We start from the raw sequence: 24,204 nt of genomic DNA, 5'->3' as shown, positions 1-24,204 counted from the left end.
CAATGACATCAAAAGAATTATCAATAGGAATTGTAAGAGCTGTTGCTATATTAGTTGCATCATGCTTGGTTTTGTTTTTTTTGTATCAAATTACAACTGTAATATTGTATTGTATTATCGCAATTGTAATTTCATTACTATTGAATCCTTTAGTTAATTTTTTAAAACGAAGATTCAAATTTAGAAATACATTAGCCGTTATTTCGTCTTTACTAATAGCTTTCCTTGTTATATCTGGATTTGTATTGCTTTTCGTACCCTTATTATTAGCACAAGGCGAAAATTTATCGTTATTAGATGTTAGCTCATTGGAAAAAAACTATCATTTATTACTTGAAAACATTACAGTTTTTTTAGACTCATATAACATAAATACTAAACAACTCATACAAAGTAGTAAACTTTCTTCATTTGCAACTTTTGAGTTTATACCTAATTTTTTAAATAGTTTTTTAAGCACATTAGGAAGTTTTAGTATGGGATTTGCATCGGTACTTTTCATCACATTCTTCCTTTTAAAAGAAAAAGACGTATTATATCTAAAATTCAAACGATTACTACCTGAAAATCAAAAAGAAAAAGTATTGAATTCTATACAAGATATCAATCATCTGTTATCACGATATTTCTTAGGATTGTTGCTGCAATTAACTATTATAATGCTTTTATATCTAATTATATTTATAATTTTTGGTGTTGAAAATGCTATTATAATTGCCTTATTATGCGCTATTTTTAATATTGTACCTTACGTAGGTCCTCTAATTGCATCAATTGTTGCAGGATTATTAATTATGACTAGCGGTATAGGTTCTGGTGCAGATTTTGCTACCGAAACGCTTCCAACAGCAATTTATGTGCTAATCGGAATGTCTTTAGTACAAGTAATAGACAACAATTTTAGTTCGCCTCTTATTTTTTCTAAAAGCACCAATTCGCATCCTTTAGAAATTTTTTTAGTGATATTAATTGCTGGAATTTTATTCGGGATTTCAGGAATGATTATCGCAGTTCCGTTTTATACTTCTTTAAAAGTTATTGGTAAAGAATTTTTACCTGATAATAAAATCATAAAGGCGCTTACTAAAAATTTATAGCTTTGAATTTAGAATATCTTTTACATACTGAAATACAGGATTTTATTAACCAAAATCTGAATGAAGATAGCTCGAAATTAGCTTTAAAGAAAAACCCTTTTCCTGAAGTAAATTACACAACTATCATCAATCAAATCATCGCGAAAAAGAAAGCGAAAGATAAATTGCCTACTTGGTTTTCATCTGAAAATATTATTTATCCAGAGAAAATTTCAATTGAGCAAACGTCATCAGAAATAACCGCAAAATATAAAGCTTCATTAGTTTCTGGCGAAAAATTAATAGATTGTACGGGCGGATTTGGGATTGACGATTACTACTTTTCCAAACAATTCAAATCCGTTATTCATTGTGAATTGAATGCTGATTTATCTAAAATCGTAACACATAATTTTGAAGTTTTACAAGTAACAAATATCGAATGTTATCAAGGAGATAGCACAGGAATATTGGAACAATTGAATCAAAAGTTTGATTGTATTTACATTGATCCTTCTAGAAGAAATGATGCGAAAGGCAAAGTCTTTATGTTAGCCGATTGTTTGCCAAATGTAGTTGATTTGCAAGATTTTTATTATCAATTTACGGATACCATTTTAATCAAAACCGCTCCTATTTTAGACCTTCATGCTGGATTATTAGAATTGAAAAATGTAGCAGAAATTCATATCGTAGCGGTTGACAATGAAGTAAAAGAATTGCTTTGGAAAATTGAAAATAATTTTAATGAAGCACCAGAAATTATAGCGGTGAATATCGAAAAAGAAAAACAAACGATAACCAAAATTGAAAGTTCAAAATCGTATTCAGCGCGTTATAGTTTACCGAAAAAATATCTATACGAACCCAATGCATCTTTAATGAAATCAGGCGGATTTGAAGCCGTTTCCGAATTGTTTGCTGTTGGAAAATTGCACCAACATTCGCACTTATACACATCGGACGAACTCATCGATTTCCCTGGAAGAAAGTTTCAAATTGATGCCATTGTTCCGTTTCAGAAAAAAGAAATTTCACAACATATTCAAGGCAAAAAAATGAATGTTTCTACCAGAAATTTCCCGATAAAACCTGAAGAAATTAAGAAAAAATATAAAATTACAGATGGTGGAACAATTTTTGCTTTTTTTACCACCAATATGAATAATGAAAAAATAATTTTACTTTGCACCAAATTATAATCCAAATGAAACACATTTTATCGCTACTACTATTACTAACATTAAGTGTTAACGCTCAAAATAAAGATTGCATTTACGACATTGAAGAAAAAACCGATTCTACTTCATTAAAAGTTTTACCGAATGTGTTAATGCATGAAAAAATATTTGGAAACACTAATGAATACTTATTTTTTGGGTTATTAAACAACAATGGAGTTCCAGTACTTGGTATACAACAATTGCAAAAAAGTAAAGACTTTATTAAAACGAGTTGCATATCAAAAAACTCAAAAATCATATTACAATTAATGAATGGAAAAATCATTACATTAATAAATTCTGACGAAGAAATTTGTAGTGAACTTATGTATGATTCAGGAGAAAAAAATAATATAAGAATATTAACTGGTTATTTTTACTTCACAAAAACCAATTACGAAGAATTAAAAAACAGTCCCATAAGTTTAATGCGAATTCAATTTGCAGGTGAAACAAAAGATTACGTTCTAAAAAGCGAATTAAATTCAGAAACTTTAAAAACAACTTCTAAACCTGATAGTTATTTTATGCAGTTTATGAAGTGTGTGGAGTAAATAAACGTTTTATTTTAAATCTAAATTTAGTTCCATCTTAGGCAAAAATCTATCTTTTATAGAAGTTTCAATTTGTCCAACTGTCTTGAATCCGTGCTTTTTATAAAAATTCTCAGCGTTTGGATCAGCATCAAGAATTACTTTCTGAAATTTTAAATCTTTACATCTATTTAAAAAATCATTCATTAAAAAAGTTCCCAATCCTAATCCAATAAATTTAGGAAGTAAAAATAAATTATCCAATTCAACAATATTTTCTTCTAAGATAACATAAGAATAATAACCAACAATTAAATTGTCAATTACCAATTTATACACTTCACTAATTTCAATATAATTTGTAGTTATTGTCAATTGTAAAGACCAATTCTGCATTTGTTCGTTAGAATAACCCCAATGTGATTTTGACTTTTTGGTAATATTAGTCAAAATTTTAGCATCTTCAGTGATCGCTTTTAAAATTTCCATTTGAGATTCAATTTTAATAATTAAAAAATAAACAAAAATGTTTTTTAAAAAAATATTGATGTAAAAGTAAAAATATAAAAACAAAAAAGCCTTGCGTTTGCAAGGCTTTTTGTGATCGCGCCAGGATTCGAACCTGGGACCTACTCATTAGAAGTGAGTTGCTCTATCCAGCTGAGCTACGCAACCTATTTTATTATCGTCGGGGTGGCAGGATTCGAACCTGCGGCCTCCTGCTCCCAAAGCAGGCGCGATAACCGGGCTACGCTACACCCCGCAAAAAACAAAAAAGCGGAGAGACAGGGACTCGAACCCTGGCGACGGTTACCCGTCGACAGATTAGCAATCTGCTCCGTTACCACTCCGGCACCTCTCCTATTTTGTTGTAAGAACTTATCTTTTTTGCGGTTGCAAATGTATATTTTCATTCTTAATTATACAACATTTTCGGGAGTTTTTTTCAATATATTTTTCTAATTTCTAAAAAAACGCTTACAATCAATACAATAGCTTTTCAATAAAAATGAAATCAAATTGGTAATATCAAAATAAAATTCGATTTCAACTTAGAATATCAATAAAAACCTTGCCTCAATTCGAATAAAAATAGTAATTTCGCAATTCAAATAAAAAACCTTTCTATCATGACTAAAAGAGTAGTTATCGTTTCTGCCGTTAGAACTCCAATTGGAAGTTTCATGGGAGCTTTATCTAGTGTACCTGCTACAAAATTAGGTGCTGCTGCCATCAAAGGCGCTTTAAATAAAATCAATTTAGACCCTAAATTAGTTGACGAAGTATTAATGGGTAATGTAGTTCAAGCTGGAAACGGCCAAGCTCCTGCAAGACAAGCCGCTTTATACGCTGGTTTATCTGAAAGTGTAGCTTGTACTACTGTAAATAAAGTTTGCGCTAGTGGTATGAAAGCCGTTATGCAAGGTGCTCAAGCTATCATGGCTGGAGACGCTGAAATCGTAGTTGCGGGTGGTATGGAAAACATGAGTTTGATTCCACATTACGTTCACTTAAGAAACGGTGTAAAATTTGGACCAACTTCTTTAGTAGACGGAATGCAGAAAGACGGTTTAACAGACGCATACGATAATAACGCTATGGGCGTTTGTGCTGACTTATGCGCAACTGAATATAACATTACAAGAGAAGCGCAAGATAACTTCGCAATTCAATCGTATGAGCGTTCTGCTGCAGCATGGGAAGCCGGTAAGTTTGACGCAGAAATTGTTCCAGTTGAAGTTCCTCAAAGAAGAGGTGACGCAATCTTAGTTTCTAAAGACGAAGAATTCACTAATGTAAAATTAGATAAAATTCCTTCATTAGCTGCAGTTTTCACCAAAGAAGGAACAGTTACAGCTGCTAATGCCTCTACAATTAATGACGGAGCTGCGGCTTTAGTTTTAATGAGCGAAGAAAAAGCACAATCTTTGGGATTAACTCCTTTAGCGTATATTAAATCATACGCCGATGCGGCTCAAGAACCAAAATGGTTTACAACTGCACCTGCAAAAGCATTACCAAAAGCATTAGACAAAGCTGGTTTAACAGTTGCTGATGTTGATTTCTTTGAATTCAATGAAGCTTTCGCTGTGGTTGGATTAGCTAACGCACAAATCTTAGGATTAGACAATGATAAAATTAATGTAAACGGTGGTGCAGTTTCTTTAGGTCACCCTCTAGGATGTTCTGGAGCTAGAATTATCGTAACTTTAATCAGTGTTTTAAACCAAAACAATGCTAAAATTGGTGCGGCTGCTATCTGTAATGGTGGTGGTGGTGCTTCAGCAATTGTTATTGAAAGAGCATAATTTATAACTTTTATTAATGGTGAATTTTGAATTTTAGTTACATTTGTAATTAAATTCTTAATTCATCATTTCTTATTTTGACCAAACATGTTTGGAATTTGTAATTTAGCCATAGTACCCGTAAGAGCAGAAGCCAGTGACCGAAGCGAACAAGTTTCGCAATTGCTCTTTGGCGAACACTTTAAAATTATTGAAATGACTGCCAAATGGGTGCAGGTAGAATTGGCATTTGATAATTACATCGGGTGGATTGATGCGAAACAATATCAAGCTATTTCAGAAGAACATTACAACATTTTAAACGATACTCCTATTGTTTTGAATGCTGATTTAGTAGAATATATTACCGCTCCAAACAACCAATTGACTTCGATTACATTAGGTGCTTCGTTATCATTTTTAGATAATGAAGAAATAAACACTAGCAAATATAGTTTTGAAGGCATTAAAGTTTGCGGTCAAAAACCGAAATCAGATTTAGTTAAAACCGCTTTCATGTATTTGAATGCGCCTTATTTATGGGGAGGAAAAACGCCTTTTGGAATTGATTGTTCTGGTTTTACTCAAATGGTTTATAAATTAAATGGGTATTCACTTTTAAGAGATGCTTCGCAACAAGCCACTCAAGGGGAAGCTTTAAGTTTTATTGAAGAAAGTGAACCAGGTGATTTAGCTTTTTTTGATAACGAAGAAGGCAGTATCATTCACGTTGGAATTATGATGGAAAACAATTACATCATTCACGCCTCTGGAAAAGTACGAATTGACCGTTTAGACCATTTAGGAATTTACAATGCAGAAGTCAATCGACACACACACAAACTAAGAGTTATTAAAAAAATCATATAAAAAAATCCCGATTTTCATCGGGATTTTTTGTTTTAATTGATGGCTTTTGCTTTTTCAGGCTGACCAAGCAATTCATATGTGGTTTTTAAAATAAACTTTGTGTTTGCATCTGTAGGAATGATGGAATATGCTTTTTCAAAATCTGGTAATGCTTTTGTAAAAATTTCTTTTCTTTTCTTTACAAGTTCGTCATATTTTTTTTTATCAGAAATTGAATTATTAATTTCGGTGACTAATTTTTCATCTCCTGCTAATAATGCGTAACCCGAATTATAATAAGCATCAAATTCTCCTTTTTTTAATTCTTCATCGTTTGGGGCTAATTTTCTAGCGTCAGCATAAACTGTCTTAGCTTTTTCATTTTCGCCATTTTGAATATATAGTAATGCTAAAACTTTTAGTACTTCTTGTTTTTTAGTACTGTTTTTAATGTCTTTTGGCTTTTCATGTGAACCTAATGAAATATATTTTGTTCTCTCTTCTTTAGAATTGAACTCTTCTTCAACACCATTTACTTTATTAACACCAAAGTAAGATACACCATTAATTAAAAAATCACTAGTTGAATACTCTTCATACATTTTTTGAGCTAATATGTAATCTTTACTCTGAACAGCTAAAATAGATGCGTTTTTTAAAGCTTTTCCTTCGCTTTTGGGATCAAATTGATATAAGCTGTAAAAAAATAATGATGCTTCTTTGAACTTTGAAGAATTATTCAAATTCATAGCCAACGTATTTAAAGTTTCTTTGAAACCTTTTTTCTCTTCAATTAATTCATCAGTATAAATCTTTTTTCCTGATTTTTTTTCAAACTCCAAGGTTTCATTAATAACTTCTCCATATTCTTTTATAAACTCAGGCTTATATAAACCCATTTGATCTTGCATCGTTGCCTTATTACCTTTTGAAGCTAAAACTAATGTTGGATACATCGTTTTATAAAATTTGGCATATACTTTATCAGACTCTTCAGTTGCTAAAGTTTGCAAAGCGTCACTTGCAGTTTTATACTCTTGTAAATCTTTATCAGAAATAACGTCTTTACTATAAATTTTCTTTAATGTTTTTAGCTCATTTTTTTGAGCAAATGTGGCAACAGACAATAAAAGTGTTGCACTTAATAGTAATTTTTTCATTGTTTTAAAATCTGGGTTAAACAAAAGCCCAAAATAAATTTGGGCCTTATCTTATTTATTCTTGTATTTCTTCTTCTGTTGAATCAATATCTGTGCCAGTTTCAGCATCAGAAATATCTCCATTTTCATCTAACACTACTTCTTCATCTTCACGAAGTACTTTAGTTACAGCAGCGATTGAATCGTTTCCTTTGATGTTAATTAGTCGAACTCCTTGCGTTGCTCTTCCCATTACTCGTAAATCAGAAACCATCATTCTAATCGTCAATCCTGATTTGTTGATAATCATTAAATCATCAGCATCAGTTACGTTATTAATTGCAATTAAAGCCCCTGTTTTCTCAGTAATATTAAGAGTTTTTACACCTTTACCTCCACGATTCGTGATTCTATATACATCTTCTCCATCGTCATCAACTAATTTAGTACGTTTTCCGTAACCATTTTCAGTAACCACTAAGATTTGAGATTCTGTAACGTGATCTTTATCAATAGAAACCATTCCAATTACTTCGTCTTTTTCATCGGCTAAAGTGATACCTCTAACTCCTGAAGCCGTTCTTCCCATTGGACGCGTTTTCTCTTCTTCAAAACGAACTAATTTACCAGACTTAACTGCCAATAAAACTTGACTGTTTCCTGTAGTTAATTTTGCTTCGATTAATTCATCGTCTTCTTTAATCGTAATCGCATTGATTCCGTTTTGACGTGGACGTGAATATTGCTCTAATGGTGTTTTCTTAACTTGACCTTGTTTTGTAGCCATAATTACATAGTGGCTATTGATGTAATCTTGGTCTTTTAAGTCTTGAGTACAGATAAATGCTTTTACTTTGTCATCACTTTCGATATTGATTAAGTTTTGAATAGCACGACCTTTACTTGTTTTTGTTCCTTCTGGAATTTCGTAAACACGCATCCAATAACATTTACCTTTTTGCGTGAAATACATTAAATATTGGTGATTTGTTGCCACAAATAAATGCTCTAAGAAATCTTGATCTCTAGTTCCAGCCGATTTTTGTCCAACCCCTCCTCTATTTTGTGTTTTGTATTCTGATAATGAAGTACGTTTGATATAACCTGCGTGAGAAATCGTAATTACAACACTTTCATCAGCAATTAAATCTTCGATACTAACGTCTCCACCAGAATATTCGATTTGCGAACGACGCTCATCTCCATATTTGTCTCTGATTTCCGCTAATTCATCTTTAATTACTTGCATTCTCATTTCTTTGCTTGCCAATAATTCTTTCAAATACGTAATCAATTTCATGATTTCTTCGTATTCAGCGCGTAATTTATCTTGCTCAAGACCTGTTAATTGTCTTAAACGCATTTCAACGATTGCACGTGCTTGAATTTCCGATAATTTGAAACGTTCAATTAATTTCGTTCTAGCTTCGTCACCATCTTTAGAAGCTCTAATGATTTTGATTACTTCGTCTATATTATCAGAAGCAATGATCAAACCTTCTAAAATGTGAGCTCTTTCTTCTGCTTTTCTTAAATCATATTGAGCTCTACGAACTACAACATCATGACGGTGTTCTACGAAATGGTAAATCAAATCTTTAAGATTCAACATTTGCGGACGCCCTTTTACCAATGCAATATTATTAACACTGAATGAAGCTTGTAATTGCGTATATTTATAAAGTGTATTTAAAACTACGTTTGGAACCGCATCACGTTTTAATTCATACACCACACGCATACCATTTCTATCCGATTCATCACGAATATTCGATATACCTTCAATTTTTTTATCATTAACTAAATCGGCAGTATGTTTAATCATATTTGCCTTATTCACTTGATAAGGAATTTCAGTTACAATGATAGCTTCTTTTCCGTTTACTTCTTCAAAACCAACTTTAGCACGCATTACGATACGACCTCTACCTGTTTTGAAGGCTTCTCTTACACCTTCGTACCCATAAATAATTCCTCCTGTAGGGAAATCTGGAGCTTTGATATAATTTATTAACTCATCAATTTCAATATCATTGTTATCGATATAAGCCAAAATACCATCAACAACTTCAGTTAAGTTGTGAGGCGCCATATTTGTAGCCATACCTACAGCAATACCCGAAGCTCCGTTTACTAACAAAGTTGGTATTTTAGTTGGCATAACCGTTGGCTCTTGTAATGTATCATCAAAGTTTAATTGAAAATCAACAGTTTCTTTATCGATATCTGCCAACATTTCTTCCGAAATCTTTTTCATTCTGGCTTCCGTGTAACGCATTGCTGCTGGACTATCTCCATCGACAGAACCAAAGTTACCTTGACCGTCAACCAATAAATAACGCATACTCCATTCCTGAGCCATACGTACCATAGCGTCGTAAACTGAGGAATCTCCATGTGGGTGATACTTTCCTAAAACCTCTCCGACAATTCTCGCCGATTTTTTGTGGGCAGATCTTGAGTTAACTCCCAAATCATACATTCCATAAAGTACTCTTCGGTGAACAGGCTTTAAACCATCTCTAACATCAGGAAGTGCTCTTGATACAATAACAGACATCGAATAATCGATGTAAGCTGATTTCATTTCTTCCTCTATGTTAATAGGAATTAACTTTTCTCCTTCTGACATAAGTATTTACATTAAAATTATATATTAGTACTAAAACGTGCCAATATACGGCTTTTTGAACTTTTAACACAAATTTTGAACCAATAATTTCGACTATTTATTAACAATTTTGTTTACAAATTGCTTATAAATCCTATCCTACTTTCTTTCATTTTTCAAATATTTTTTGTCATTTAGCCTATCTGTCTTTTTATAAGGTATGATTTTTGTATTTCCTTATAGAATTTTGTACTTTTACTTATATTACTAATGCTATGGACGATAATTTTTCACCGAGAGTTAAAGACGTAATTACCTACAGTAAAGAAGAAGCTTTACGATTAGGTCACGACTTTATTGGTACCGAACACTTAATGCTAGGAATACTTCGAGATGGCAATGGAAAAGCAATTAACATCTTGAATAATTTAGCTGTGGACTTATCTCACCTACGAAAAAAAGTAGAGATACTAAGCCCTGCAAACCCTAATGGCATTCAAAATATTGAAAAGAAAAACTTGCACCTTACGCGTCAAGCAGAGCGTGCATTGAAGACTACTTTTCTAGAAGCGAAACTTTTTAACAACTCTGAAATAAGTACCGCTCACCTATTGCTATGTATTTTACGCAATGAAAACGACCCAACAACTAAATTGATGGGTAAATTAAAAATCGATTACGAAACAGTTAAAGAACAGTATACAGCCATGATGACAAACGAAGACGATTATTTAGAAAACTTGCCAAAAGCGGAGTCGTTCAATGACGATTCCGGACAAGATGACAGTTTAAAAGAAAGCTCATTTAACAATCCGCCTTCAGGTGGAAAAACCAATAAAAAATCAAAAACTCCAGTTTTAGACAACTTCGGTCGTGACTTAACCGAAATGGCAGAAGAAGGAAAACTAGACCCAGTTGTGGGACGTGAAAAAGAAATCGAACGTGTTTCTCAAATTTTAAGTCGTAGAAAGAAAAACAACCCGCTTTTAATTGGAGAACCTGGAGTTGGAAAATCAGCTATTGCTGAAGGTTTAGCTTTACGCATTATTAAGAAAAAAGTATCTCGTAATTTATTCAACAAACGTGTTGTTACGCTTGATTTAGCAAGTTTAGTTGCTGGAACAAAATACCGCGGACAATTCGAAGAACGAATGAAAGCGGTAATGAATGAATTAGAAAAAAACGATGATATCATTTTATTTATTGATGAAATTCACACTATTGTAGGTGCTGGAGGAGCAACAGGTTCTCTTGATGCATCCAACATGTTTAAACCAGCATTGGCACGAGGAGAAATTCAATGTGTAGGTGCAACAACGTTAGATGAATACCGTCAGTATATTGAGAAAGATGGCGCTTTAGAAAGACGTTTTCAAAAAGTAATTGTAGAACCAACATCTGTTGAAGAAACAATTACCATTTTAAATAACATCAAACCAAAATACGAAGACCATCATAACGTTTTATATACACCAGAAGCAATTGAAGCATGTGTTAAATTGACAAATCGTTACATGACCGATCGTTTTCTTCCAGACAAAGCTATTGATGCTTTAGACGAAGCAGGTTCTCGTGTTCACATTATTAACATTGATGTTCCAAAACAAATTTTGGAATTAGAACGTCAATTGGAAGAAGTTCGCGAATTGAAAAACACGGTTGTTAAAAAACAAAAATATGAAGAAGCCGCAAAACTTCGTGATGATGAAAAACGCATCGAAAAAGATTTAGCAATTGCGCAAGAACAATGGGAAGAAGATTCTAAAAACAACAAAGTTACCGTTACAGAAGACAATGTTGCTGATGTAGTTTCTATGATGACAGGAATTCCAGTAAATCGTATTGCTCAAACTGAAAGTAATAAGTTAGCTCACTTACCAGAACTTATTAGAGGTAAAGTAATTGGGCAAGACGAAGCGGTATTGAAAATTGCAAAATCTATCCAAAGAAATCGTGCTGGTTTAAAAGACCCAAACAAGCCGATTGGTTCGTTTATTTTCTTAGGTCAAACAGGTGTTGGAAAAACACAATTGGCTAAAGTTATTGCAAAAGAATTATTTGATTCTGAAGATGCTTTGGTTCGTATTGACATGAGTGAATACATGGAGAAATTTGCTATTTCTCGTTTAGTTGGAGCACCTCCAGGATACGTTGGATACGAAGAAGGTGGTCAATTAACAGAAAAAGTTAGAAGAAAACCATATTGCGTGGTACTTCTAGATGAGATTGAAAAAGCACATCCAGATGTTTTCAATATGATGCTTCAAGTTTTGGATGACGGACATTTAACGGATAGTTTAGGTCGTAAAATCGATTTTAGAAATACGATTATCATTATGACTTCTAACGTTGGAGCTCGTCAATTAAAAGATTTTGGAACAGGAGTTGGATTTGGAACAGCTTCAAAACAAGCACAAACAGAAGAACATTCAAAAGGAATTATCGAAAACGCTTTGAAAAAAGCTTTTGCTCCAGAATTTTTAAACAGAATTGATGATGTAATTGTCTTCAATGCTCTTGAAAAAGAAGATATTGATAAAATTATTGATATCGAAATGGACAAATTATACGACCGCGTTAAAGATTTAGGTTATACTCTAAAACTTTCTGAAGCAGCCAAAGATTACATTGCTGAAAAAGGTTTTGATAAGCAATTTGGAGCGCGTCCGTTAAAAAGAGCCATTCAAAAATATGTTGAAGATGCTCTAGCTGAAGAGATTATTACTCAAAAAATTCATGAAGGTGATCAAATTTTCATGGACTTAGATGAAACAGCTCAAGAACTCAAAATAGAAATTAAGAAATTAGAAGAACCAAGCTCATAGCTTGGTTTTTTTATTTTATGCAATTTTAAAATTATATTAAAAAAAATACTACATTAGATTCTTAATTTATTCGTTTAAAAATGTTAGACAAAGTTATTGTAGGTAGCGAAGAATGGTGTTCCTTCCCTACTTTAGGAATCCCAACAATTAAAGCACGTGTTGATTCTGGTGCAAAAACATCAGCATTACATGCTATCAATATTGTTACGTTTGAAAAAGATAGTGAAAGTTGGGTTAAATTTGATATCAACCCAATTCAAAATAATGCAAAAGCAGTAATTCATTGTGAAGCTCCTTTAATTGATAAAAGAGTCGTTAAAAGTTCTAGTGGTTTTAGAGAACAACGTTATGTTATCAAAACCAAATTAGAAATTGGTGGGAAAACTTGGGAAATTGAGGTTACACTTACCAACCGTGATTCGATGGGTTTCCGAATGCTATTAGGTCGTGAAGCAATGTCTGGACGTGTTTTAGTTGACCCTGAACAACGTTATTTATTAGGACAACCTACAACCGAAAAACTAAAAGAATATTATTACGCTTCTAATGAATCCAAAAAAGGTTTAAAAATTGGTTTATTAGCGAGTAATCCAGAATTATATAGCAACAAACGTATTCTAGAAGCAGGCGAATTAAGAGGTCATGAAATGCATTTCTTAAATTTGAAATACTGCTACATGAAATTAGACGCAACAAAACCTGAAATTCACTATCGTGGAGGAAAAGTTCTAAACGATTTTGATGCTGTAATTCCGAGAATTCGTCCTAGCATGACGTATTATGGTTGTGCGTTAACGCGTCAATTTGAGGCTTTAAAAGTATTCGCTTTAAATAACGCTTCTGCCATTACGCAATCAAGAGACAAACTATTTTCATTACAATTATTATTAAATAACGGTGTAGACATTCCAACTACTGGATTTGCCAATTCACCTTTAGATACAGACGATTTAATTAAAATGGTGGGTGGTTCACCTTTAATTGTAAAATTACTAGAAGGAACACAAGGAAAAGGTGTCGTTTTAGCAGAGACTAAAAAGGCTGCCGAATCCGTAATCAACGCATTCAAGAGCTTAAACGCTAATATTTTAGTTCAAGAATTCATCAAAGAAGCCAATGGTAAAGATTTGAGACTCTTTGTTGTAGATGGAAAAGTAGTAGCCGCTATGCAACGTGAAGCTGCTCCTGGAGAATTCAGAGCCAACATTCACATGGGAGGAACTGCTTCGGTAGTAAAAATTACTTCTGATGAAAAGAGAATTGCTATTAAAGCAGCAAAAGCTATGAATTTAAAAGTAGCTGGTGTTGATATTATTCGTTCTTCAAAAGGACCTTTATTGTTAGAAGTAAATTCTTCTCCTGGTTTAGAAGGAATTGAAGGTGCAACTCAAAAAGACATTGCAGGCGAAATGATTAAAGCAATTGAGAAGAACTTTAAGTGGAAATAGTTCAGAGTATTCCAAAATTAAATAAGTCATGAAAAAGCAATATACAGTTCCGTTGGTTTTATTCCTTTTAGGAATGGCGATTACAATAATTGGTTCTTTATTCAAAATTATGCATTGGCCTGGAGCTGGAATTATGTTAACTGTAGGAATGCTTTCAGAAGCTATTGCAATCATTACATTAATAGTAGTTTTACTTAAAAACACAAAATGAATCCGTATATCGACATCACTCTAAGAAGTGTAGCTGTTTATTTTTTTATGATAATTGCATTGCGCATATTTGGTAAAAAAGAGCTTTCACAACTTAATACGGCAGATGTTATTCTAATTTTATTGATTAGTAATTCCGTTCAAAATGCAATGGTTGGATCTAATACTTCTTTGTATGGAGGTATTATTGCTGCTTTTTCGCTTTTCTTAATAAATTATATTTTTAAGAAAGTGATGTTGAAATCAAAATTTATTAAAGAATTAGTTCAGGACAAACCTGAAATTTTGATTCATAATGGAAAAATTGAATTTAAAACTATTGTACGATTAGGAATTACAGCAGAGGAATTAGAAGAAGCCATGCGTGAGCACGGAATCGAATATTACAAAGATGTGAAATTAGCCATGTTTGAAATTGATGGAAATATTAGTATTATTTCAGGAAATGAAAATTTAAAACAAACACATCACAAAAGAAAAGCAAACAAAACATTAGGAGAACTAAACAATTAATATGAACAAAAACCGATTAGAAGCCTTTAGCGATGGCGTTTTAGCCATTATAATCACCATTATGGTTTTGGAGTTCAAAGTTCCGGATGATACTACCTTTGAAGCCGTTACTAAATTATCGCATAAGTTTCTAAGTTATATATTAAGTTTTATATATGTCGGAATTTATTGGAACAACCACCATCATTTAATTCATTCACTAAAAAATGTAAATGGAAAAATACTTTGGGCAAACTTACATTTACTGTTTTGGTTATCCTTGATTCCCTTTACAACGGCTTGGATTGGCGAACACCATTTTGCCTCTTTTCCAATGATGCTATACGGAATTGTCTTATTGATGAACGCTTTTGCCTACTTCATTCTGCAACGATTAATTTTAATTGACCACGGAAAAGACTCAGCTCTTTCAAAAGCTATTGGAAAAGATTACAAAGGAAAATTATCAGTAGTTTTATATCTAATCGCTGTTATTGTAACCAAATATTCTGTTGAAATTTCAGGAGCCATTTATATTTTGGTTGCTTTAATTTGGTTAATTCCAGACAAGAGAATTGAACGCACTTTTAACGAAAAAGAATAAAATATGCATTTCATCAGTAAAATACTTATCGTAATTATAGCTTTATTTCACCTATATTTTTTATGGTTAGAAATGTTTGCTTGGACAACCAGTGCCAAAAAAGTATTCCGAACTATTCCTGAAGATTTATTCGAAAAAACAAAAGTTTTAGCAGCAAATCAAGGTTTGTATAACGGATTTTTATCAGCAGGGTTGCTTTGGTCTTTAGCTATTTCTGATGAAATTTGGAGCAAAAATATAGCTATCTTCTTTCTTTGTTGTGTGTCGGTTGCTGGAATTTTCGGAGCGTATTCTGCTTCAAAAAAAATATTTTATGTGCAAGCACTTCCTGCAATTATAACTATTATTACAATTCTATTTTTATAAAAAAAGCTCAAGAAAATCTTGAGCTTTTTAATTTTATATACTTTGTATTAATCTTCCATTTCAATTTGAAAGCTATTCAAAAACGAAACCGATTTTTCAATATCGTAATGTAAAATTCTATCTTCCGATACAAACGAAACTTCCTCTCTATACGATTTTACAAAACTTTCAATAAATTCACTTGATTGTAATGGTCTTCTGAATTCTAAAGCTTGCGAACCGTTTAATAATTCAATTCCTAAAATGCGTTCTACGTTTTCAATAATACGTAAGGTTTTAGTAGCTGCGTTAGCTCCCATGCTCACGTGATCTTCTTGTCCGTTTGACGAAACAATACTATCAATACTTGCCGGAGTTGCTAATTGTTTGTTTTGACTCGCGATACTTGCCGCTGTATATTGTGGAATCATGAAACCTGAATTCAATCCTGGGTCGTTTACTAAAAACGCTGGTAAACCTCTTAGTCCAGAAATCAATTGATAGGTTCTTCTTTCCGAAATACTTCCTAATTCTGACAATGCTATTCCTAAGAAATCTAACGCTAAAGCCAATGGTTGTCCGTGGAAATTTCCTCCAGAAATAATCAAATCTTCTCCTACGAAAATATTTGGATTATCAGTAACCGAGTTGATTTCGGTACGGAATACTTTCTTTACATAATCAATCGTATCTTTCGAAGCACCATGTACTTGCGGAATACATCTAAAAGAATAAGGATCTTGCACATGCACTTTTGGTTGTGCAATAATTTCACTATCTTCTAACAAATCACGCATTCTTTCAGCGGTTTGTACTTGACCTTTGTGTGGACGAACTAAGTGAATTAAATCTGTAAATGGTTCTAATCTTCCATCAAATCCTTCTAATGAAACTGCACTGATTACATCTGCTAAATACGAAATTTTCTCTGCTTTAATCAAGCAATAAACACCATAAGCACTCATGAATTGTGTTCCGTTCAACAACGCCAAACCTTCTTTCGATTGTAAAACGATTGGTTCCCAACCAAATTTCGCTAGTACTTTAGCTGAAGGTTGTCTGAAACCATCTAAATACACTTCGCCTTCTCCTAATAATGGTAACGATAAATGCGCTAACGGAGCTAAATCGCCCGAAGCACCTAACGAACCTTGTGTATAAATTACTGGAAAAATATCATTATTATAAAAATCAATCAAACGTTGCACCGTTACTAATTGAACACCTGAATGTCCGTAGCTTAACGATTGGATTTTCAATAACAACATGATTTTTACAATTTCATGAGGTACTTCCTCTCCTGTTCCGCAAGCATGCGATTTTACCAAATTCTCTTGAAGTTTTGATAAATTTTCATTCGAAATCTTCACATTACATAACGAACCAAATCCAGTGTTAATTCCGTAAATTGGATCTGAGTTCGATTTCATTTTATCATCTAAGTATTTTCTACATTTCTCAATGTTTACGATAGCTTCCTCTGATAATGCCAACTGTTTTCCTTGAAAAACAATCTCGTTAATCATGTCGATAGACAATAAATCTGAACTTATATAATGTGTAGTTTCCATTTGGTTAATTTTAAAAGTCCAAAATTCCGCAAACAATTGTTAAAATGCAAGATTTATCAGCATTATTAACAAAAAATAAATATCTATCAAATTTTAAGGGAAATCTGGGTGCATTTTTAAGAATTTTCAATAAATTAGCGCTCTCTAATAATACAACATCAAATCATGAAAAATACAGCGTTAACGCACATTCACGAAAGTTTAGGAGCTAAAATGGTTCCGTTTGCAGGATATAATATGCCTGTGCAATATGAAGGAGTAAATGCAGAACACGAAATCGTTAGAAATGGCGTTGGTGTTTTCGACGTTTCTCACATGGGAGAATTTTTCTTAAAAGGAGAAAATGCGTTGGCTTTAATTCAGAAAGTAACTTCAAATGATGCGTCTAAATTAGTTGATGGAAAAGCACAATATTCTTGTTTACCAAATAACGAAGGTGGAATTGTTGACGATTTAATCGTTTATAAAATTGCTGACAATCATTATATGTTGGTTGTAAATGCTTCAAATATTGAAAAAGATTGGAATTGGATTTCTTCGCACAATGATTTAGGCGTGGATATGCAAAATCTTTCTGAAGGCTATTCATTATTAGCTATTCAAGGACCAAAAGCTGCAGAAGCTATGCAATCCTTAACTTCTATCGATTTAACGAATATGGGATATTACACATTCCAAATTGGTGAATTTGCTGGAAAAAGCGATGTAATTGTTTCAGCTACAGGTTATACAGGTTCTGGAGGATTTGAAATTTACTTCAAAAACGAAGATGCAGAATACATTTGGAACAAAGTTTTTGAAGCTGGAGCAGCATTCGGAATTAAACCAATTGGATTAGCAGCACGTGATACGTTACGTTTAGAAATGGGATTCTGTTTATACGGAAACGATATCAACGATACGACTTCGCCTTTAGAAGCTGGTTTAGGATGGATTACCAAATTCGATAAAGAATTCACGAATTCAGAAAACTTAAAGAAACAAAAAGAAGCGGGTGTTTCTCGTAAATTAGTTGGTTTCGAAATGGTAGAAAGAGGAATTCCTCGTCACGATTACGAAATTGCTGATGCTAATGGAAATGTTGTAGGAATTGTAACTTCTGGAACACAATCACCTTCTATGGGAATTGCTATCGGAATGGGTTATGTTCCAACGGCTTTAGCTACACCAGATTCTGAAATTTATATTAGAATTAGAAATAAAGATATTAAAGCGAAAGTGGTTAAAATGCCGTTTTACAAGAAGTAATTAGAGTATAAAGTCTAGCGAAATCTTTTTTAAACACATAGTCACATAAGTTTTACTTTGCATTTAAAAGTCGTTACACTTTTCATAGAATAACATAGCATTACAAATTATTGAAAATTAGTGTTTTAAGTTTTATCACTTGCGAACTTTGCGTAAAACTTTGCGAGCTTTGCGTTTAAATTTGAAATTATTATTTTTGCAACCTGAAACTTGAAACTTTAAACCAAAAAAGAAATGGGAAGAGCGTTTGAATTTAGAAAAGCCCGTAAAATGAAACGTTGGTCAGCAATGGCTAAAACGTTTACACGTATAGGAAAAGATATTGTAATGGCCGTTAAAGAAGGCGGACCAAATCCTGAAACCAACTCACGTTTAAGAGCGGTAATTCAGAATGCGAAGGCAGCTAATATGCCTAAAGATAACGTAGAACGCGCTATTAAAAAAGCATCGGATAAAGACACGGCTAACTTTAAAGAAGTGTTGTTTGAAGGGTATGCACCACACGGAATTGCGATTTTAATTGAAACGGCTACGGATAACAACAACAGAACGGTTGCTAACATTAGAAGTTACTTCAACAAATGCAACGGAACGTTTGGAACACAAGGTTCGGTAGAATTTATGTTTGATCATACGTGTAATTTTAGAATTCCAGCAGAAGGACAAGATGTGGAAGAATTAGAACTAGAAATGATTGATTTTGGTGTAGAAGAAATCTTTGCTGACGAAGACGGTATTTTAATGTACGCTCCTTTTGAAAGCTTTGGAACTATCCAAAAAGAATTAGAAACTCGCGGAATAGAAATCTTATCTTCTGGATTTGAAAGAATACCACAAATAACAAAAGAATTAACACCAGACCAAGTAGCTGATGTTGAAAAACTATTAGAAAAAATTGAAGAAGACGATGACGTAATGAACGTATATCATACGATGCAAGAAAGCGCTGAGTAATCCTTTTTCTATCTTATATACTAAATCCTCGCAAGAAATTGTGAGGATTTTTTTATATATTAGCGTAATGAAAAGTATTTTTTTGATGAAAAAATCTTATCAGTAATAATTATATCAAAAAGCAATATTCATGTCCATAATAATTGCAAAAATCGAAAACAATCAATGTCTTTTTTTATCAGATACAAAAGTTTCTATTAACAATGGAGATAAAAGTATTACAGGTGAAAATAAATTAAGAATGTCTCCAGATCAAGGAGTTTTAAAAATTCATATTTTAAACCCTAAAATTTGTATCGCCTACGCTGGCAATGTAGAATTATCTGCTAATATAATTCAATCACTCATAAAAACTAAGCCTGCACTCTTTATAGATACAATTAAGCACATTCAAAATACCTTAATATTGGAAAATGACCCATCTGAATTCATAGTTTGTCTAGTTTCTGATATTAATAAACCAAGCTTATTTAAGATTGATAAAAATAATTACGAATTAGGTAGTACTTTTTGGATTGGTGAAAAAGAAGCTTTCAATGAATTTCAGTCATTTTTTTTAAAGCCTGAAAACAAACACAAATCAATACTTAATAACTCATCTACCTCTTTTTCACAAATGATTAATAACACTAATATTGATACAATTGGTGATTTTATCATTTCAGCGAGTTATGATACTTTTCTAAATGCGTTTCAATATGAAATAAGATCAGAAGTATTTGGAGGTAACAAAACAACAACAATAAAGCAAGGAAAAACACAAAAATTATCCGAAGGCACAGTTCAAGATGGTTCGTTTATTGTTTCAAATTTAATTTCAAATAATCCAAACAAACAAGCTATTTGTTTATATTTTGCAAAAGGGAAAACTGGTTATCTTTATATACCTATTTCAGAAGAAAGCAAAACAGTAAAGCCAATTAAATATACTAATGTAAATAGAGAGGAATTAAATAATATTGTATTAAATGACTATGGGATAAAACTTATTGGTTATGAAATCAACGATGGAATAATAAAATTCACATAAATAATCTCGATAGCATAGAATTATATTCCGTACCCACAAATCAAAACCCAATCATTTTTTTTCATAAATTAGTAATAAAAAAATATGGCAGATAATTTTGTATCATTACATCGCGTAGTAACGGCACCACCTGAAAAGGTGTTTCGCGCATTTACTGAGAAAAATGCAATGGCTTCGTGGATTCCACCATATGGTTTCTTGTGTGAGGTTCACAGTATGGAAGTAAAAATTGGAGGTAGTTTTAAAATGTCGTTTATCAATTTTACAACCTGTAACTGACATTCTTTTGGTGGAACTTATCTCGATGTCAAACCCAACGAATTTTTAAAATACACTGACACTTTTGATGACCCGAATTTACCAGGTGAAATGACAACTTCGGTTTGGTTAAAAGAAGTTTCGTGTGGTACCGAAATCAAAATATTACAAGAAAATATTCCCGAAATGATTCCTACCGAAATGTGTTACTTGGGTTGGCAAGAATCGTTAGAAAAACTAAAGAAGTTAGTAGAACCAAATATTCCGGATAATTAAAAAATAAAAATCCCAATCTTTCGATTGGGATTTTTTTATATCTAAAATCAATTACTTGATAATTTCAATTTTTAAAGCTTCTTCTTGGTTAACCGAATCAAAGAAACCTTGTTCGTTCATCCAATCATCACTAAATACTTTACTCATGTAACGTGAACCATGATCAGGGAAAATGATAACTACTTTACTGTTTGCATCAAATTCTCCTTCTTCAGCATATTGCTTCACTGCTTGAAAAGCTGCTCCAGAAGTATATCCTACGAATAAACCTTCTTTCTTAGCTAATTCTCTTGTAGTGTGTGCACTTTCTTCATCAGATACTTTGATAAATTTATCAATGATATCAAAATCAGTAGCTGTTGGAATTAAGTTTTTACCTAAACCTTCAATACGGTATGGATAAATTTCAGCGTTATCAAATTCTTTTGTTTCGTGGTATTTTTTCAAAACCGAACCAAAAGCATCTACTCCTAAAACTTTAATGTTTGGATTTTGCTCTTTTAAGAAACGTGCAGTTCCAGAAATTGTTCCACCAGTTCCACTACACGCCACTAAGTGTGTAATTTGACCGCCAGTTTGTTCCCAAATTTCTGGTCCTGTAGATTTATAATGTGCATCAACATTTAACTCGTTGAAATATTGGTTAATATAAACCGAACCTTTAGTTTCCTCGTGTAATCTTTTTGCAACATTGTAGTAAGAACGCTCATCATCAGCTGAAACGTGTGCCGGGCAAACATATACCTTAGCACCCATTGAACGTAACATATCAATTTTATCTCTAGATGATTTTGAACTCACCGCTAAGATACAATCGTACCCTTTGATGATACTTACCATGGCTAAACTAAAACCTGTATTTCCTGAAGTAGTTTCAATAATGGTGTCTCCTGGTTTTAGGATACCTCTTTTTTCTGCTTCTTCAATAATATATAATGCGATACGGTCTTTTGTAGAATGACCTGGATTAAAGGCTTCAACTTTTGCATAGAAATTACCTGGTAAATCAGCTGAAACTTTATTCAGTTTGATTAATGGTGTATTCCCAATTAAATCTAATACACTATTATAGGCTTTTATTTCTTCTTTCATATGAAGATACTGTTTGTTTTAATGTTTCCAAAATACTATGCACAACTAGCATTTAAAGTATTTTATACTTGATTTTTTGTTTAAAAGTGTGTTTTTGACACCTCCAAAACCTTGCAAATTTAACAAAAAATATTGAACTACTTCTTAATTTTTTCTAAATCTAATAAAAATGTAAATTCCTTAGCTAATTCTTTAAGTGCTTCAAATCGTCCTGAAGCTCCTCCATGTCCTGCATCCATGTTAGTATCTAGGAATAATTGTTTGTCATTAGTTTTCATAACACGCAATTTTGCCACCCATTTTGCAGGCTCAAAATACTGTACTTGCGAATCGTGAAGCCCTGTAGATACATACATATTTGGATAATCTTGCTTTTTAACTTGGTCGTATGGCGAATACGAAAGCATGTAATCATAATACACTTTTTCGTTCGGATTTCCCCATTCGTCATACTCTCCAGTTGTCAACGGAATCGTATCATCTAACATGGTGGTAACAACATCTACAAACGGAACTTGTGCAATTACTCCGTTGTACAATTCTGGCGCCATATTAACAATTGCTCCCATTAGCAAACCACCAGCCGATCCACCTTCTGCGTACAAATGTGCTGCCGAAGTGTATTTTTCTGCAATCACAAATTTTGAACAGTCAATAAAATCGGTGAAAGTGTTAATTTTTTTCAAAAGTTTTCCGTTCTCATACCACTCTCTTCCTAAGTCCTCGCCTCCTCTAATATGTGCAATCGCATAAATAAATCCTCTATCCAATAAACTCAAACGAGTTGATGAAAAATAAGGATCCATAGTAGCGCCATACGAACCATAAGCATATAACAACAACGGATTTTTACCGTCTTTTTTTATTCCTTTTCTATACACCATAGAGATTGGCACTTTTGTTCCGTCTGTTGCAGTTGCCCAAACTCTTTCTTCGATGTAATTGTTTTTATCGAATTTTCCACCCAATACTTCTTGCTCTTTCAATACTTTTTTCTCCTGAGTACTCATGTTGAAATCAATCACAGAAGATGGTGTTGCCATTGATTGGTAACCATAACGAAGAATTTCGGTGTCAAAATCTACATTAGTTGTTGTGTAAGCTGTATAGGTTTCACTTTCAAATGGTAAATAGTACTCGCCTTTTCCATTCCAAGGACGAATTTGAATTTTATTCAAACCATTTGAACGTTCTTCAACCACTAAATAATCTTTGAAAATTTCAATTCCTTCTAATAAAACATCTTTTCTGTGTCCGATTAAATCTTTCCAGTTTTCAGCAGAAGTAGCCGTTTCTGGCGTTTTCATTAATTTAAAGTTCGTTGCTTTGTCTTTATTGGTTACGATGTAAAAACTATCGCCATAATGCGAAATCGAATATTCTAATCCACGCGTTCTTTTTTGGAAAATTCTGAATTCACCATTCGGATTTTTAGATTCCAAAATTTGGTATTCAGAAGTCAAAGTACTTGAAGAACCAATGACCAAATATTTTTTAGATTTTTCTTTGTAAACAAACGTGCCAAATGTATCGTCTTTTTCATGAAAAACCATGGTATCAGCCGAAGCATCAGTTCCTAAAGTATGTTTGTAAATTTTATCTGAACGCAAGGTTTGCGCATCTTTACGAGTGTAAAACAACGTTTTATTATCGCCAGCCCAAGTAGAACCTCCTGTTGTATTTTCTAATTTCACTGGAAGAATTTCACCTGTTTCAAGATTTTTAATTTGAATCGTATATTGTCTTCTCGAAACCAAATCCACTCCAAAAGCAGCCCATTTATTATCTTCACTAATATTTAAACCGCCTAAGTTAAAATAAGAATGCCCTTTTGCCATTTCATTGCAATCAAACAAAATTTCTTCTTTGGCATCTAAACTTCCCTTTTTACGCGAATAAATAGGATAATCTTTACCTGTTTCATAACGCGTAATGTAATAATATCCGTTATAGAAATAAGGAACCGAACTATCATCTTCTTTAATTCTTCCTTTCATTTCCAAAAACAATTCTTCTTGAAATTGTTTGGTATGAGCAGTTGATTTTTGGTAATATTCGTTTTCTTTATTCAAGTAATCAATAACTTCTGGATTTTCTCTTTCGTTTAACCAATAATAGTTATCAATTCTTTT

General features: G+C 32.7%; 20 protein-coding genes, 3 tRNA genes and 1 pseudogene. 15 read left to right on the top strand and 9 right to left on the bottom strand.

The window, feature by feature from the left end; translation table 11 throughout:
- The first annotated feature begins 2 nt into the window (after positions 1-2).
- From B2741_RS09865 to B2741_RS09855, 3 genes are read left to right on the top strand one after another with little or no spacing between them, the layout of a single operon-like run.
- Positions 3-1,097 (top strand): AI-2E family transporter, encoded by a 1,095-nt coding sequence (locus B2741_RS09865; protein WP_291138311.1) that lies wholly within the window; start codon positions 3-5, stop codon positions 1,095-1,097.
- A 2-nt stretch (positions 1,098-1,099) separates the two neighbouring features.
- The gene (locus B2741_RS09860) at positions 1,100-2,278 is read left to right on the top strand and encodes a THUMP-like domain-containing protein (protein WP_291138308.1); all 1,179 of its coding nucleotides are present in this window, start codon (positions 1,100-1,102) and stop codon (positions 2,276-2,278) included.
- Between the two features lie 5 nt (positions 2,279-2,283).
- Entirely contained in the window at positions 2,284-2,853 is a 570-nt protein-coding gene (locus tag B2741_RS09855) for a hypothetical protein (protein WP_291138305.1), read from the top strand.
- A gap of 9 nt (positions 2,854-2,862) precedes the next feature.
- On the opposite strand, the gene B2741_RS09850 is transcribed toward B2741_RS09855, so the two are convergent.
- The 4 genes from B2741_RS09850 to B2741_RS09835 form a co-directional block, all read right to left on the bottom strand.
- A complete protein-coding gene (locus B2741_RS09850) occupies positions 2,863-3,321 on the bottom strand; it encodes a GNAT family N-acetyltransferase (RefSeq protein ID WP_291138303.1) in 459 nt (152 codons plus the stop codon).
- Positions 3,322-3,433: 112 nt separating this feature from the next.
- Positions 3,434-3,507, bottom strand: a tRNA-Arg gene (locus B2741_RS09845).
- 13 nt (positions 3,508-3,520) lie between these two features.
- Positions 3,521-3,595, bottom strand: a tRNA-Pro gene (locus tag B2741_RS09840).
- Positions 3,596-3,610: 15 nt separating this feature from the next.
- Positions 3,611-3,694, bottom strand: a tRNA-Ser gene (locus tag B2741_RS09835).
- 268 nt (positions 3,695-3,962) lie between these two features.
- Between B2741_RS09835 and B2741_RS09830 the strand changes: the two genes are divergently transcribed.
- Together B2741_RS09830 and B2741_RS09825 are read left to right on the top strand one after the other, a co-directional pair.
- Entirely contained in the window at positions 3,963-5,141 is a 1,179-nt protein-coding gene (locus tag B2741_RS09830) for an acetyl-CoA C-acyltransferase (protein WP_291138301.1), read from the top strand.
- 87 nt (positions 5,142-5,228) lie between these two features.
- The gene (locus B2741_RS09825) at positions 5,229-5,990 is read left to right on the top strand and encodes a C40 family peptidase (protein WP_291138298.1); all 762 of its coding nucleotides are present in this window, start codon (positions 5,229-5,231) and stop codon (positions 5,988-5,990) included.
- A gap of 32 nt (positions 5,991-6,022) precedes the next feature.
- Here the strand turns inward: B2741_RS09825 and B2741_RS09820 are convergent, their stop codons facing one another.
- Positions 6,023-7,129 (bottom strand): tetratricopeptide repeat protein, encoded by a 1,107-nt coding sequence (locus B2741_RS09820; protein ID WP_291138294.1) that lies wholly within the window; start codon positions 7,127-7,129, stop codon positions 6,023-6,025.
- 55 nt (positions 7,130-7,184) lie between these two features.
- Entirely contained in the window at positions 7,185-9,740 is a 2,556-nt protein-coding gene (gene gyrA / locus B2741_RS09815) for a DNA gyrase subunit A (RefSeq protein ID WP_291138293.1), read from the bottom strand.
- Between the two features lie 254 nt (positions 9,741-9,994).
- Here gyrA and B2741_RS09810 point away from each other — a divergent pair, with 254 nt between their 5' ends.
- From B2741_RS09810 to B2741_RS09785, 6 genes are all read left to right on the top strand, one after another.
- Positions 9,995-12,544, top strand: coding sequence for an ATP-dependent Clp protease ATP-binding subunit (locus tag B2741_RS09810; protein WP_291138292.1), 2,550 nt, complete (start codon positions 9,995-9,997; stop codon positions 12,542-12,544).
- An 80-nt stretch (positions 12,545-12,624) separates the two neighbouring features.
- A complete protein-coding gene (gene rimK, locus B2741_RS09805; RefSeq protein WP_262318555.1) occupies positions 12,625-13,992 on the top strand; it encodes a 30S ribosomal protein S6--L-glutamate ligase in 1,368 nt (455 codons plus the stop codon).
- A 28-nt stretch (positions 13,993-14,020) separates the two neighbouring features.
- Positions 14,021-14,203, top strand: coding sequence for a GldL-related protein (locus tag B2741_RS09800; protein WP_291138276.1), 183 nt, complete (start codon positions 14,021-14,023; stop codon positions 14,201-14,203).
- Positions 14,200-14,715, top strand: a complete 516-nt coding sequence (locus tag B2741_RS09795) for a DUF421 domain-containing protein (RefSeq protein ID WP_291138275.1) — start codon at positions 14,200-14,202, stop codon at positions 14,713-14,715. Before B2741_RS09800 ends, B2741_RS09795 begins: the two co-directional genes overlap by 4 nt.
- A gap of 1 nt (position 14,716) precedes the next feature.
- The gene (locus tag B2741_RS09790; protein ID WP_291138273.1) at positions 14,717-15,298 is read left to right on the top strand and encodes a TMEM175 family protein; all 582 of its coding nucleotides are present in this window, start codon (positions 14,717-14,719) and stop codon (positions 15,296-15,298) included.
- A 3-nt stretch (positions 15,299-15,301) separates the two neighbouring features.
- On the top strand, positions 15,302-15,664 hold the full coding sequence (locus tag B2741_RS09785) for a DUF1304 domain-containing protein (RefSeq protein WP_291138272.1): 363 nt from the start codon (positions 15,302-15,304) through the stop codon (positions 15,662-15,664).
- 47 nt (positions 15,665-15,711) lie between these two features.
- Here the strand turns inward: B2741_RS09785 and hutH are convergent, their stop codons facing one another.
- The gene (gene hutH, locus B2741_RS09780) at positions 15,712-17,214 is read right to left on the bottom strand and encodes a histidine ammonia-lyase (RefSeq protein WP_291138270.1); all 1,503 of its coding nucleotides are present in this window, start codon (positions 17,212-17,214) and stop codon (positions 15,712-15,714) included.
- Between the two features lie 165 nt (positions 17,215-17,379).
- On the opposite strand from hutH, the gene gcvT reads away from it, so the two are divergent.
- From gcvT to B2741_RS09760, 4 genes and pseudogenes are all read left to right on the top strand, one after another.
- Entirely contained in the window at positions 17,380-18,462 is a 1,083-nt protein-coding gene (gene gcvT / locus B2741_RS09775) for a glycine cleavage system aminomethyltransferase GcvT (protein ID WP_291138269.1), read from the top strand.
- 234 nt (positions 18,463-18,696) lie between these two features.
- Positions 18,697-19,416, top strand: coding sequence for a YebC/PmpR family DNA-binding transcriptional regulator (locus tag B2741_RS09770; RefSeq protein ID WP_291138268.1), 720 nt, complete (start codon positions 18,697-18,699; stop codon positions 19,414-19,416).
- A gap of 130 nt (positions 19,417-19,546) precedes the next feature.
- Positions 19,547-20,446 (top strand): hypothetical protein, encoded by a 900-nt coding sequence (locus tag B2741_RS09765; RefSeq protein ID WP_291138267.1) that lies wholly within the window; start codon positions 19,547-19,549, stop codon positions 20,444-20,446.
- An 84-nt stretch (positions 20,447-20,530) separates the two neighbouring features.
- A pseudogene (locus B2741_RS09760) lies at positions 20,531-20,980 on the top strand (SRPBCC family protein).
- A gap of 51 nt (positions 20,981-21,031) precedes the next feature.
- Here the strand turns inward: B2741_RS09760 and B2741_RS09755 are convergent.
- Positions 21,032-22,072, bottom strand: coding sequence for a PLP-dependent cysteine synthase family protein (locus B2741_RS09755; RefSeq protein ID WP_291138265.1), 1,041 nt, complete (start codon positions 22,070-22,072; stop codon positions 21,032-21,034).
- A gap of 137 nt (positions 22,073-22,209) precedes the next feature.
- Positions 22,210-24,204: S9 family peptidase (locus tag B2741_RS09750; protein ID WP_291138263.1), on the bottom strand; the 1,995-nt coding region annotated here is incomplete at its 5' end.

The sequence above is a fragment of the Flavobacterium sp. UBA7663 genome (assembly GCF_002483315.1).
GTDB lineage: Bacteria > Bacteroidota > Bacteroidia > Flavobacteriales > Flavobacteriaceae > Flavobacterium.
This window is presented reverse-complemented; position numbering and strand designations above follow the sequence as displayed.